At 59.0% G+C, this 13679-nt stretch carries 11 protein-coding genes; 1 reads left to right on the forward strand and 10 read right to left on the reverse strand.

Features of this window, described 5'->3' with window-relative positions; all coding sequences use genetic code 11:
- Nucleotides 1-473 precede the first annotated feature (473 nt).
- From QMK51_RS14075 to QMK51_RS14100, 6 genes are all read right to left on the reverse strand, one after another.
- Nucleotides 474-1544, reverse strand: a complete 1071-nt coding sequence (locus tag QMK51_RS14075; RefSeq protein WP_258700559.1) for an ABC transporter ATP-binding protein — start codon at nt 1542-1544, stop codon at nt 474-476.
- Entirely contained in the window at nt 1541-3022 is a 1482-nt protein-coding gene (locus tag QMK51_RS14080) for an ABC transporter permease (RefSeq protein WP_413817539.1), read from the reverse strand. Before QMK51_RS14080 ends, QMK51_RS14075 begins: the two co-directional genes overlap by 4 nt.
- A gap of 121 nt (nt 3023-3143) precedes the next feature.
- Nucleotides 3144-4160: an iron ABC transporter substrate-binding protein gene (locus QMK51_RS14085; protein ID WP_320390585.1), complete on the reverse strand. Its 1017-nt coding sequence runs from the start codon at nt 4158-4160 to the stop codon at nt 3144-3146.
- Between the two features lie 200 nt (nt 4161-4360).
- Complete coding sequence (locus QMK51_RS14090) at nt 4361-5890, reverse strand: ArnT family glycosyltransferase (RefSeq protein ID WP_320390586.1); 1530 nt, start codon at nt 5888-5890, stop codon at nt 4361-4363.
- A 44-nt stretch (nt 5891-5934) separates the two neighbouring features.
- Complete coding sequence (arnT, locus tag QMK51_RS14095; protein WP_320390587.1) at nt 5935-7656, reverse strand: lipid IV(A) 4-amino-4-deoxy-L-arabinosyltransferase; 1722 nt, start codon at nt 7654-7656, stop codon at nt 5935-5937.
- 187 nt (nt 7657-7843) lie between these two features.
- Nucleotides 7844-8524 (reverse strand): histidine phosphatase family protein, encoded by a 681-nt coding sequence (locus QMK51_RS14100; RefSeq protein ID WP_320390588.1) that lies wholly within the window; start codon nt 8522-8524, stop codon nt 7844-7846.
- A 291-nt stretch (nt 8525-8815) separates the two neighbouring features.
- Here QMK51_RS14100 and QMK51_RS14105 point away from each other — a divergent pair, with 291 nt between their 5' ends.
- The gene (locus QMK51_RS14105) at nt 8816-10087 is read left to right on the forward strand and encodes a HAMP domain-containing sensor histidine kinase (RefSeq protein WP_320390589.1); all 1272 of its coding nucleotides are present in this window, start codon (nt 8816-8818) and stop codon (nt 10085-10087) included.
- A gap of 6 nt (nt 10088-10093) precedes the next feature.
- Here the strand turns inward: QMK51_RS14105 and QMK51_RS14110 are convergent, their stop codons facing one another.
- Genes QMK51_RS14110 through QMK51_RS14125 form a run of 4 tightly spaced genes read right to left on the reverse strand, consistent with a single transcriptional unit; the run spans nt 10094 to nt 13550 of the window.
- Nucleotides 10094-10648 (reverse strand): PqiC family protein, encoded by a 555-nt coding sequence (locus QMK51_RS14110; RefSeq protein WP_320390590.1) that lies wholly within the window; start codon nt 10646-10648, stop codon nt 10094-10096.
- Nucleotides 10649-10664: 16 nt separating this feature from the next.
- The gene (locus QMK51_RS14115) at nt 10665-12320 is read right to left on the reverse strand and encodes an intermembrane transport protein PqiB (protein WP_320390591.1); all 1656 of its coding nucleotides are present in this window, start codon (nt 12318-12320) and stop codon (nt 10665-10667) included.
- On the reverse strand, nt 12301-12957 hold the full coding sequence (locus QMK51_RS14120) for a paraquat-inducible protein A (RefSeq protein ID WP_320390592.1): 657 nt from the start codon (nt 12955-12957) through the stop codon (nt 12301-12303). The genes QMK51_RS14115 and QMK51_RS14120 overlap by 20 nt, the downstream gene beginning before the upstream one ends.
- Nucleotides 12954-13550: a paraquat-inducible protein A gene (locus QMK51_RS14125; RefSeq protein WP_320390593.1), complete on the reverse strand. Its 597-nt coding sequence runs from the start codon at nt 13548-13550 to the stop codon at nt 12954-12956. Before QMK51_RS14125 ends, QMK51_RS14120 begins: the two co-directional genes overlap by 4 nt.
- Between the last annotated feature and the right edge of the window lie 129 nt (nt 13551-13679).

Consider the following 13679-nt stretch of genomic DNA (forward strand, 5'->3'; position numbering starts at 1 on the left):
TAGCCTAGCAGGCGAAAACGTTGGATCCAAGATCAGCATAGACGATAAAACAAAAGGGGCATCAAGCAGTTGCCAGAAATTAGTGATAAATCACATTGCTTGATTTTTCTTGTCGTGACCGGCAGGTTCGACGCTATCAAGGCGCCATCTCGTATCCATTGAGGTTAAGCGCGATTTTGTGAAAGGAACATGAAAACCCGGTAGGTGATTCGTTTATTTGAACCCCATACAGGCGCTGTTCAGGCTTCTGCCGTTTATCGCGCTTTTTGTAGGAGAGGGCGTACAGAAGTGTCCGCCTTAATGGACTTGTGCTGCGTTGCTTAGTTGTTTTTTGAACAGTTTTTATTCAAGGCGATTTCGTTTGACTGTCCTGTTACCGATTCAATCGCTTAATAACCAACCCGTTAACCCCAATGCCAGTCAGTCAAGACGCGGTCCATGTGGGAGCGAGCAAGCCCGCTCCCACATGGGGCTTAAGGTTCGCTCAGTACATGGGCATGGCCGATGGTCGACACATGAACCTCGCTGCCAGCGGGTGGCGCGTGCATGCCGGAACTGCGCACCAGCAATGAACGACCCGGGCGTTCTGCCGCTGCCAACGACTGCAATTCCACGGTCAAGGTGCAGGTGTTACCACCGAAATCGCATTCGGTGACCACACCGCGACAGCCGTCCGATTGCGCCAGCCCCTGGGGGGCGCTGGTCACCTGAAGTTGCTCGGGGCGCAGCATGATTTGCGCTGATTTGTTATTTCTGTGGTTGTTGACCGGTATACGACCCAGATCGCAATGGGCCCAGCCCGCTTCGATTCTGGCCGGCATGACCACGGCATCCCCGAGAAACAGGGCGGTTTGTTCATCGTCGGGATAGCGGTAAAGGTCCAGCGGATGACCGGATTGCACTAACCGGCCCTGACGCATCACCGCCAACTGATCGGCGAACGACAATGCTTCACTTTGATCGTGCGTCACCAGAATGGTCGTGACACCGGCGTCTGCCAGAAGCCGTGCGACCAATTTGCGCATGGCGGCGCGCAAGCCGGTATCGAGCGCCGAAAACGGCTCGTCCAGCAACATCAACCGTGGTTGTTGCGCCAGGGCCCGGGCCAGCGCGACACGCTGTTGCTGGCCGCCGGAGAGTTCATGCGGCCAACGCTTGGCCATGCTCGAATCCAGCGCCACGCTGTCCATCAACTCAGCGACACGCTCCTGTTTGGCAACGCCCTTGGCCGCAAGCCCGAAACCGATGTTGGCGGCTACGGTCATGTGCGGGAACAGTGCCCCATCCTGCGGAACATAGCCGATCAACCGCTGATGCGCGGGTACCTCGTGGGTGCTGTCGACCAGCATCTGGCCATTGAGCGAAAGGCTGCCAGAGTCCGGGAATTCGAAGCCGGCGATCATTCGCAGCAAGGTGGTCTTGCCCGAACCGGACGGACCGACGATAACCGTACGGCTTCCTGTCGGCACCGACAGGCTGATGTTCTCCAGGGCTCGGTGAGAACCGTAGGACTTGCAGATCGAGTGGAGTTCAAGAGCGTTCATCGGCCAGCCGTGCGTTTGGATTGGTGATAAAGAAGTCCGGTCAACGGAAGCGACAGCAGAATCATGAGTAAGGCATAGGGCGCAGCGGCGGCATAGTCGATTTCACTGGTCATCGCCCAGAAACCGGTGGCCAGGGTGCGCGTGCCATTGGGGGCGAGCAGCAGGGTCGCGGTCAACTCATTGCTGACCGCCAGAAACACCAACGCGGCGCCAGCGGCAGCACCGGGTGCGGCCAGACGCAGAGTGATCAGCCACAACGCCCGACCGGGCGAACGGCCGAGGCTGCGGGCCATGTTCTCCAGCTCCACCGGCGCCTGGGCGATGCCCGCGCGCAAACTCACCAGGGCGCGGGGCAAAAACATCAGTAAATAAGCCAGCAGCACCGTGACGGTGGTCTGGTAAATCGGCCGGGCAAAATGAATCGTCAGGGTTACCAATGCCAGCGCAACGACGATCCCCGGCAACGCGCTGGTAATGTAGTTGCAGCTTTCCAGCACGCGCTGCAACGGGCCCGGCGAGCGAATCGACAGCCAGGCAATCGGGATGGCCGCGCATGTGGTAATGAGCGCGCCGGCGGCCCCGAGCATGAGCGTTTGTTCCAGCGCCGGCAGCAGTTCGCTCAGTTGCCAGACTTGCGCGCCACCGGCGATCAGCCACTTGCCAAGGGTGATCAACGGTACGCCGAGCGCCAGAGCACAGGTCATGCCTTGCAGCATGAGCGCGAGCAGGGTGGTGCGCAAATTCAGACGCACGATCCTTTGTTCGCGCGCGCTTCCCGACCCGACCCGGGCGTAACGCGCCGTGCCGCGGGCAGCCGACTCGGCCGTCAGCATGGCCAGGCAGCAGAGTGCGAGGACGCCGGCCAGCATATTGGCGGCAGGCCCGTTGAAGGTGGACTTGAACTGATCGAAGATGGCCGTGGTGAAGGTGTCGAAGCGGATCATCGCGTATAGACCGTACTCGGCCAGCAGGTGCAGCCCCACCAGCAAGGCACCGCCGCAGATGGCCAGGCGCAATTGCGGCAGCACCACGCGAAAAAACACCGCCCAGGGCTTGAGCCCCAACGACTCGGAGACATCTTCGATGGCCGGGTCGAGCCGGCGCAAAGTCGCCGCTATCGGTAGGTAAAGAAACGGGAAATAGGCGATGACCGAAACCAGAACGCCGGCAAACAGCCCATGAATCGGTGGGACCAGACTGACCCAGGCATAGCTGTGCACGAATGCCGGTACCGCCAGCGGCGCCGTCGCCAACAGCGACCACCAACGCCGCCCCGGCATGTTGGTGCGTTCCGTCAACCAGGCCAGAGCCAGCCCGAGTGCGATGCACAAGGGAATGGTGAGCAACACCAGCAACACGGTGTTGATCAGCAACTCGCCGACGCGTGGGCGCCATACCAGCGTCACAAGCGTCGCCCAGCCTGTCTGCACCGACACGCCGATGACGAAAGCAATCGGCAGTAACGCCAGCAACGACATCAGCACCGACAAACCAATCACCCATGCGCCACCGCGGCCCGCGAAGACGCCGCGAGAACGTGCGCGCAAGTTTGCAGAGGTCGGCGCAACGACCTCTGCCGGTAGAGTTTCGGGAAGCAATTTAGAGCAACCCGGCCTGGGTCATCAGCTCTACCGCCTTTTTGCTGTCGAGTTTCGAGACGTCGACAGTCGGGGCGTCGAGTTGCTGCAACGGTACCAGTTTCGGATTGGACTCTGCGTTTTTGCCCACGGCGTATTCAAACGAGTTGCCAGTCTTGAGAATCGCCTGGCCGTCTTTGCCGGTAATCCATTTCAGGAAGGCCTGGGCCTGTTCCTTGTGTTGGCTGGAAGCCAGAACACCGCCACCGGACAGGCTGACAAAGGCACCTGGATCCTTGTGTTTGAAGTAGTTCAACGAGGTGTTCTTGCTGTTTTCGCCAGTTTTGGACTGATCGACGAAGCTGTAATAGTGATAGATCACGCCGCTGTCGATCTGACCGGCATTGACCGCCTTGAGCACAGCGCTGTTGCCCCGGTAGGCAGTGAAGTTGGTTTTCATGGCTTTCAACCAGTCGAGGGTAGCGGCTTCACCCTTGAGCTCCAGCACGGCAGCGACGATGGCCTGGAAGTCGGCACCGGCCGGCGAAGCGGCCCAGCGGCCTTTCCAGTTCGGCGCGGCGAGGTCCATCAGCGATTTTGGCAAGTCCGCTTCGGCCAGCTTGCCCGGGTTGTAGACGAACACCGTGGAGCGTGCGGCAATCCCTACCCATTTGCCATGCGCCGGACGATAGGCCGCGCCCACTTGTTCCAGCGTGGTCGGTGCAACCGGCGCAAACAGCCCCGCGTTGTCGACCAGCACCATGGCCGGGGAGTTTTCGGTCAGGAACACGTCGGCCGGGGAGCCTGCACCTTCCTGCACAATCTGATTGCCCATCTCGGTGTCGTCGCCATTGCGCACGGTCACTTTGATGCCGGTTTCCTTGGTGAAGCCTTCGACCCAGGATTTGGTCAGGCTTTCGTGTTGAGCGTTGTAGACCACGATACCGTCAGCCTGCGCGGCGGCATACACGTGACCGGCGCTGAGGAAAGCAGTGGTCAGCAACGCTTTTTTAAGGAACGAGGGGATGCGGGAAATCATTCTGTAGACGGCTCCTGTTTTTTTAGTCAACACGCGCGGATTCACTAGCGGAACAATGCGAATCATTTGCATGTTTGAGTCGCCGCGAATGTAGAGCGCCAAATGAGAAAAAAACGTCAAAAAAACCGTTAATAGATGTCATTTTAATATCGACGGAAACCCGATCCGACGCCGTGGCGGGTAAACGCGTGCACTGACGCTTATTCACCCTGGGGAATAAACGCCACGCTCTGGTCTTCACGGGCCTGGAATATTCGCTCGCCGTTGGTGGGCGTGGTGGTGAGGACCTGATGGTCGGCACTCAGGTAGTTCAGCGGCAGCGCATCGCCATTGCGGTACTGAGCGACAATGATGGTGCGTTGCGGATCCCAGTGCTGACCACTGGTATTGTCCAGCCAGGCCATCAGCGCGGCGGTATCGCCCGTGCGCGGAAAGTCCTGGGTTTGCTGCACGTAATAGAAGGGTGCGCCGCCGGTTTGCAGGTACATCGGCACTTTGTTGTCCACTTCGATCATCACCATGTGCCATTGACTCAATGGCGCTCGCTTGCCAGCCTCAAACCTGACCGCCTCACCGAATTGGACCACGCCGCCACCGCCGTTGGTCCAGGGATAGAACACACCGAGTATTGCCATCAACAACGCGGCGGTCAGGCCGAAACCGATTTTCAATCGGCGACTACCGAACCTGCCTGTGGCGTTGCGTTCGGCCATTCGCCGGGTGATCCACCAGGCACCCAACAACTGGGCGAAGGGCACCAGGGGCAACACGTAGTAACTGCGTCGACTGCCGCTGGCCGTGAAAAACAGCATCAACAAACCCAACCCCCAAACCAGCCAGCGCGTATTGGGTTCGACGCTGCGCCAGTTGCGCAGCACATACCACAACGCCAGCAGCCAGCAGGGTGCCCACGGCAGGGTGTAGACCGGGAGGTAAAGCAGATAGGTGTAAATCGGTCCGATGTTGTCGAATGGCTGGAAAAACCGCACGACGTTTTCCCGTAATACCAGGCCCAGACCGCTTTCGCCATAAGTCGGCGCGCCATAGAGGTGCGACAACATGAATGGCGTCATGTAAAACGCCCCGGCGATTATCAGTGCCGCGCACAACCGCAGATTGAGGTGGCGTTTCCAGCGACCTTCCTGCAAGACATGCGGTAACAGCAGCAAGCCCGGCAGAATGAAGCCGATCAGGCCTTTGAACAATGAGGTCAGGGACAGCAGCAGGAAGAACACCAGGTAACGGCTGAAACGCGTATCTTGCGGCCCGCGCCAGTACCACCAAACCGCCGCCAGCACACCGCACACCGTGAGGATGTCGGCAGTGGCTACCCGTGCCCAAAAGACGAAATAGAACGTTGTTGCCAGCATCCAGCCGGCAATCAGCCCGGTGCCTTTGCGGTACAGCCTCTCACCGATCAGATACACCAGCCAGACACTCAGCCACGCGGCGATCACCGAAGACAGGCGCAATGACCAGTGTCCCAAACCGCCGGTCAGCCAGGCCGTGGCCGTGATCAGCCAGTAGGAGGGCAGCGGTTTGTCGTAATACGCTCCGCCCTTGAGGTAGGGATCGAAATAGTCACCGCTCTGCAGCATTTGCAACGCGATGTTGGCCCAGCGGGTTTCCGCGCCCCATAACTCCCGCGTGCCCAGTCCCAACAACAAAATCAGCGCAGACGCGCCCAGCAGGAGCACCAACGCGCCCCTGTCACTTGCCCAAAACTTCATGGCGGGTTTCCTGTCGATGGGAACGCGACTGCACAGTGACTGTGTCAGGGTTGGCTCTGCGGGAAAATCAGAATCTCCAGGTTGCCGCGCTGGTAACGCTTGCCATCGATGGGCAACAGCTCGACTTCCTGTATTTCCGCGACACTGTTAACCCGCATCACCACGCCGACCGCGCCTTTTTTGCGGGCCTCGGTCATCCATTGCCCGACGTTGTCCATGGTGACTTTACGTGAGGCCATGGCGGGGTCGTCGAGGCCATATTTCAGCTCGCCGATGGTGTTGAACAGATCGACCTGAGGCCGCTTCAGGCGCCACGACAAGGCGGACGCTGCGCCCAGGTCGTTGCTAAGCAATGAGGTTGTCTGACTCAAGGCATCCAGATGCTCGGCGATGAACTGATCGGGCATCTTGCTATCGACGATCTGGCTCGGCATCACCGCCGGCAATAACGCCACCAGCAGCCAGATGCCGAGTGCCGGCACGGCCCAGAACACCAAGGGACGCAGCACCTGCAAGGCGTTGGCGATGATCCAGCCGAGCAACACGATGAACACCAGAGACAGGGCGAACATCTCGGTGTTTCCGTAGACCTCTTTGGTGAATTGCAGATAAAGCAGGGCGATCAGGGCGCAGGTGGCAATGACGACGTTGAGCACGCCGTTGATGCGAATTGCCCGGCTTCGCCCTCGACTCAACAGCGCCATCACGGCGTGCCCCATCAGCAACGCCAGAGGCAACAGACACGGCATGATGTAGGTCGGCAGCTTGCCGCTACTCAGGCTGAAGAACGCCAGCGGCAACAGCATCCAGAGCAACAGAAAACCGATCACGGGCTGGCGCTTTTGCTGCCAGGCCTGAACGAACGTCGTCGGTAACAAGGCGGCCCACGGCAGGCTCGAGGCGACCAGCAGCGGCAGATAGAACCACCACGGGCGCGCGTGTTGCGCATCTTCGCCAGCGAAACGGCGGATGTGTTCGTGCCAGAAGAAAAACCGCCAGAAGTCCGGTTCCTGATGATGAATGGCAAGCACCCACGGCAGGCAGACCACCGTCGCCACGACCACCGCCAGCGGCCCGTAGCGCAACAGCTCTCCCAGGCGTCGCTGCCAGATCATGTAGGGCAGGGCGATCAACACCGGCAACAGCCAGGCGAGAAACCCTTTGGTCATGAAACCCATGCCACAGGCAAAGCCCAACAGTGCCCAGGCGCCGAGTTTGCCGCGAGAAGAATGGCTGCTGATGGCAAACCACAGCGCGACCAGACTCAGGTTGACCCAGAGCGTGAATTGCGGATCGAGGTTGGCGTATCCGGCTTGCCCGGCGATCAGGCCGAAACTCATGTAAAGCAATGCGCAGGCGGAGCTTTTTCGCGGGTCGTCCCAGAGGCGGCGGGCAATCAGATAGGTCAGCCAGACGCTCAGCCCGGTGCTCAGTGCCGAAGCGATACGCACACCAAACAGGTTGTCGCCAAACACCGCTTGACCGATGGCGATCATCCAGTAGCCGGCGATGGGTTTTTCGAAGTAGCGAATACCCATGAAATGCGGGGACACCCAGTTACCGCTCAACAGCATTTCCTGACTGATCTGGCCATAACGGGTTTCGTCGGGAATCCAAAGACCATGGGTGACTAGTGGCAGCAGATAGAAAACCACGTACGCCAGCAGCAGGACGGGCACGATCCAGCGTTCAGTGATGGGCAGCGCACGCGCGGCGCCACGCAATAAAGAGCCGTCGGGGTGGGGCAACAAGTTATTGGACGTCATGACTCGACCTTGGCGCAGAAGGATAGTGTTCCGCTCGGTGCACGCTTGCACTAGCGAAACTTCTTACATAACGCAACGCGATAGCGATTTGGACTACAGAAGTTGCACCAGCCATCTAATGGTTACGGACTAGTTATAGTCTGCCCGAACAAAAACGCTTTCTTGGCATCGACGTTTTTTGCCACGGTTATTGTTTCAAGGCTTTACGGTGCAACAGCGTCTGCCAGTCAGTGGCATTCACAATGCCGAGCACCTGAGGTTGCCCATCGGCGGCAATGTGCACGAACAAGGCACTGCCATACTCACTGGTCGTCGCGTGCTCGAAACCGGTCTGGGCTTCGAAATCGCTGATGCAACCGCTGTGCGTGACCAGCACCAGATTTCGATGGGCTTGCTTGTGCGCCACCACATCGTTACGCAGGGTTTTGCCACAACTGACCAGCCATTCCTGGGTAACCGCGTCTTTGCCGAACATGTAGTGCGAGGTTTGCGCCGTGCGGGTAGCCGGGCTGCTCAACACATCGGTCTGCGCCATGCCCAACTGCATAAAACCTTGCCCCACGGCTGTTGCGGCAGCACTGCCGATTTGAGTAATGCCGTCGGCGGGGCCAAGGCACGGGTTGCTGGAGCGGTCGCAACGCTCGGCATGACGAACCAGCGCCACCACTTCACCGGCTTGCCAGCGATGGACCAGACTGCTGGTCACCTCTGATCCGGCAGTCCCCAGATTGACCGGAGATCTGGGCCACCAGACAAACCCCATCACCAGCGCGGCGATGACCAGAGCCGCCGCTACTGCAACCAGTTTGATGAGCCGCGATGTAATGATTCGTGCCGTTGGCAGTTTGCGCGATACATAATTAACCACGTTTTGTTCATCCGTCGGTACGCAATAGAGAACAACTTTCAAATACGACCCTGCGTAGCAACGCTTGAAGGGCTTTGGAAAGACACTAGTTCAAGGCAGGTGTCGGAGTAGTGAAAGGGATGTGAAAATTTTGCGTAGAGGAATTTAACTGCTTATTTGGTTGGTTGTTGCAACACTTGTCTTGTACACCACGTACAGTGGTCTATCTTTGGTTCGCGCCTCGGCTCTGCGGCCATCGGCCCGAGTCAGCAGATGTCGCGGTTTGAACCGGCAGTGGAGCCAAGCAATAGAATGGATTTCAAGCAGAGCCTGAAAAAACGGATTGTCATCGTATTTGCCTTGATGAGCGCCTTGGTCGCGGGCGTATTTGCGCTGGGTATCGTCGCGACCGTGCATGTGGTGGAGCGAAATCTCACGGCCTCCCGCCTGGGAGGCGGGTTGCACCGCTTGCTGTTGATGGAAAACAGCGCCGGGTGGACCCATCAGCCGGAGAAGGACGAACTGTTTTTCATCCAGGACGGCCCGGGGTCGATGGCGCTGGATACAGAACTGGCGGCGCTTGCACCGGGTTTTCAGGAAATCCTCTACGCGGGTACGAAGTACTACGCCATGGTGAACATGGTGGGCGGTCGCAAATACGTTTTGTTGCGAGACCGGCGAAGCGTCGAACAGCGTGAACAGGTGCTGTTCTCGGTGGTGGTCGTCGGGTTCGTCTTGAGCAGCCTGCTGGCGGTTGTGTTGGGACGGTTGCTGGCCAGGCGCGTGATGGCGCCAGTCATTCGTCTCGCGCGCCAGGTACGTCATCGCGATCAGTTGCTGGAAATGGCCCCCGCGCTTCATCCCGACTATGCGGTTGACGAAGTGGGAGAGCTGGCGCTGTCCTTCGATCAGACCCTGGGCCGGTTACGTGAGGCACTGGGCCGGGAAAAACGCTTCACCAGTGATGTCAGCCACGAGCTACGCACGCCGCTGATGGTATTGGCCAGTTCCTGCGAATTGCTGCTCGCTAATCCCTCGCTTGACCAGCGCTCGGTGGCTCAAGTCAGTCGAGTCGCCCGCGCGAGTGACGAAATGCGGCAGTTGGTCGATACGTTTCTGATGCTGGCTCGCGACCGGGAAGACGCCGATACGGCAGCGAGCGCGACGATTAAAGGGGTTGCCGATTCTCTCATGGGGATCTGGGGGCCGCTGATCCGGGAAAAGGGCATCGAGTTCATCTACGACGACGAACACATTTCGTCGGATCGCCATAACGTGACGTTCCTGCAATCGGTCATGGGCAATTTGCTGCGCAATGCCTGGCATTACACCGATCACGGCTACATCCGCCTGACCTTGCGGGCGAACGGCTTCAGCGTCGAAGACAGCGGCATAGGTATCCCGAAAGAAAAACGCCAAGCGATGTTTCAACCCTTCGTTCGCGGTGACGAGCGCCGGGGAGAAGGCCTGGGGTTAGGCCTTTCATTGGTCCAGCGGATTTGTACCCATCAGAATTGGCGAGTGGAGCTCAGTAGCCTTCAGCCCAACGGCTGTTGTTTCACCGTCGAGCTGGAAGGCGCCTGATGACTGCTATTTGACCGCCGGACAGTTTCTCGATGTGCTGGCGGCGGCCTGGCTGATGGTGGCAGCCAAGCGTTTCACATTGTTCTGATGGGCCACCACCAGGTCATCGATACTCGCGCCGGAAGGGGTCTGCAAGGTGCTGCGGCAGGTGACCGATGCGGCATCGCCTTCGCCGAGATTGCGCAGGCGCCATTTGACGTCGATCAATGCGTACTGACCGGGTATCGAATCAAAACGCTGAACCTCCAGTCGCAACGATACTTTGCGCTGCGGGTTACTGTTGACCAATTGATCGACCAGGGCACTGCGCAATTCATCCGACAGGCTCGCGCCCCACCATTGTGTTTCGAGGATTGCCAGGCCGGCGTTGCCCTGACGAATGACGATCTGCGGGCGGTCGACCTGGGGCGGCACTGTGATGCTTTCGATCTGGATGTCCGCTGCACCGCTTGCACCACTCGGATGAGCCGGGGTCAGGGTGTGGAATTGAATCGGATCACTGCGGCAAGCGGTGAGCAACAACAACGCAGTGACCAGCGTGATCTTCAGCGAAAAAGCCATGGTGTAGCTCCTGTGGTCAGTTGCGCGGTGGCCCTTGCAGATCCATCGGCGCGGCATTGTCGGGGCGGCCGCGAATCAGCGATTCCGGATGCCGGCCCATGTAGTCCGAGAGTTCACGCAGCGAGCGCGACATGCGTCCGAGTTCGTCCAGGGTCTGGCTCAGTTGTTCCCTTTGCGGTGAGTCCTCGGCGAGGGTCGAACTGGCCGATTGCAAGGTCTTGCTGACGTCCGCCAGGGTAGTCTGCACGCCGGGCAGGGTCCTGGCGTTGAACTGTACGAGGCCCTTGCGCAGTTCGACGAGGTTGCTGTCGAGGTTGCCGGCAATGCGTTCGATGGGCAGCTGGTTGATCTTGTTGATCATGCTCTCGAGTTTTTCCTGCAACTGCTCGAGGCTGCCGGGAATGGTGGGAATAACGACGGGGCGGGCGGTCGGATCGAACACGACTTTCTCTGCTTTGGGGTAGAAGTCGAGTGCGATGTAAAGCTGACCGGTCAACAGATTGCCGCTGCGGGCCTGGGCTCGCAGGCCGTTATCGATGAAGCTGCCCATCAGTTTTATGCTGGCGGCTTCGTCATTGGGATCATGATTCAAGGCCTTAAGCATCTTGGTGTGGGCCTGGCCGAGTCGTTGCGGGTAGATCACGATGCCGACATTGAGCGGAAAGCTGCGTTTCTTCGCGTCGAAATCCAGATTGATCGCCACGACTTTGCCAATTTCGACACCGAGGAATTCCACCGGTGCATCGACCTTGAGCCCGCGCAAGGCCTGATCGAAACGCAGGCTCAGGTACTGTGCCTTGCCGTTGGGCGGGGCCAGAGCGGTTTGCTCATCCTCGAACAGGTCGAAGGTATTATCCTCGACGGCCGCTTGATCGTTGGGGCTGTATTCCGGCGCGCGGAACGCGATGCCGCCCACCAACAGGGCCGACAGGGACTCGGTCTTCACCGCAAAACCGTTGGCGCCAACATTCACATCAATACCACTGGCGTTCCAGAACCGCGTATTTTCGGTGACATAGGCATCGTTGGGCGCGTGGACGAAAACTTCGATGTTCACCCCTTTGCCGTCGGCATCCAGCGCATACGCCACCACTTGCCCGACCGGGATCTTGCGGTAATAAACGGGGGAGCCGATGTCCAGCGAGCCGAGGTCCTGAGTGTGCAGCATGAAGCGTTTTCCCGGCTCGCCGTAGGTAATGGGCGGCGGGTTTTCCAGCCCCGTGAAGTGTTTGGAACGGGCATCGGCCTGGCCGATGTCGGCACCAATGTAATCACCCGAGAGCAAGGTATCGATGCCCGAAACGCCGCCGGCACCGATACGCGGCCGCACGACCCAGAACTGCGAGTCTTTACGAGTAAAGCTTGCAGCCTGTTTGTCGAGCTGGATCGTGGCGCTGACGCTTTTCTGGTCGCCGCTCAGTTTCACCTCCGAGACATGGCCGATGACCACGTTGCGGTATTTGACCTCGGTCTTGTTGGCCGTGAGACCGCTGCCGGTCTTGAACGTGACAGTAATGGTCGGACCTTCCTGCATCCAGCTGTGCACCACCAGGGAAATGCCCACCAGCACGGCAACGATCGGCACGATCCACACCAGCGACACGCTGAAGCGACGAGTCTTGATAGCGGCCTGGCCGGGGGCTTGCGGCACGTCAGTGGCTTGGGACTTCATCCGTGAGCTCCTCATTGGGTGGGTTGTTCAGCTCTGTATCCCAGATCAGTCGCGGGTCGAAACTCATCGCCGACAGCATGGTGAACACCACCACCAGACCAAAGAACAGAATGCCCTGGCGCGGTTCGATATCGCCCAGGGCCTGGAATTTCACCAGTGCCGCGACTAGCGCGACGACAATCACGTCGAGCATCGACCAATAGCCGATCAGCTCGACGAAACGGTACAGCTTCGAGCGTTCCTTGCGAGCCCAAAGGCTGCCGCGTTGCACCGTGATCAGCAACAGGGAGAGCGCAACGAACTTGATGCCCGGCACCGCGATGCTGGCGATGAAAATGATCAGGGCAATGTCCCACGCACCGTGCGCCCAGAACTCCAGCACACCGCTCATGATGGTGCTGTCGGAGCCGTTGCCGAACAGACTGGTGTTCATGACCGGCAATAGATTGGCCGGGATATAAAACACCAGTGAGGCCAGCAAATAGGCCCATGTGCGGGTCAGTGAGTTGGGTTTACGGGCATGCAGTGACGCGCCGCAGCGTTCGCACTCTTGAGGTTGATCGGTCATGTCACAGGCCATGCCGCAGCTGTGGCACAGGCACAGGTTGAGTTCGCTGGCGAGCGGCGGCCTGTTCATAGGCTGTCCCACAATTCACGCACATCGCGTCCGGCGATGCGGATCAGCAACAGGCTGAGGACGGCCAGGGCAAACAGGCCTGTACCGGGTATTACATCCAACAACCCTGCGAGTTTGAACACTGCGACCATTGCGCCCAGCAGACAGACCTCGAGCATGCTCCAGGGCCTGAGAGTTTCCAGCCAGCGCATGCACAGCTTGAAGCCGGGCGAGCGTCGATGCACGAGGGCGAAGCTCAGGACCCAGATCAGCAACACCAGTTGAAAAAGCGGTGCAATGATGATGGATATCGCCGCTACCAGCGCAATAAAGGTGATCGGCCCCTGGCTCAACGCCAATACCGAATCCCACAGCGTCGCACTGTTTTTCAGGCCCTTCAGGCTGATGCTCATGACTGGATAGAAATTGGCGAAAATCCACAGCACCGTTGCCGTGAAGGCCAAGGCCAGATGCTGCTCCACCGACAGTCCGTTATAACGCTGAAGCACGCCGCCGCAGCGGGTGCAGAGGGCTTTTTGATGTTTGGCGAGCGTGACTTTTTCATACACGCAGTCGCAGTGCTCGCAGATGATCAATGAGTCAGTCGTCGCCATGGGCCGCACTCGCCGGGTGGCAGAAAAGTCAGAGCACCTCCTCAATATAGAAGTGACTTGCGATTGAGCAAATTAAATGGCTGTTCAAGAGGATGGGGGCATGAAGTCTGATCGACCGCGTCATCGTTC

Source organism: Pseudomonas sp. P9_31, assembly GCF_034008235.1.
In the GTDB taxonomy this organism is placed as follows: Bacteria; Pseudomonadota; Gammaproteobacteria; order Pseudomonadales; family Pseudomonadaceae; genus Aquipseudomonas.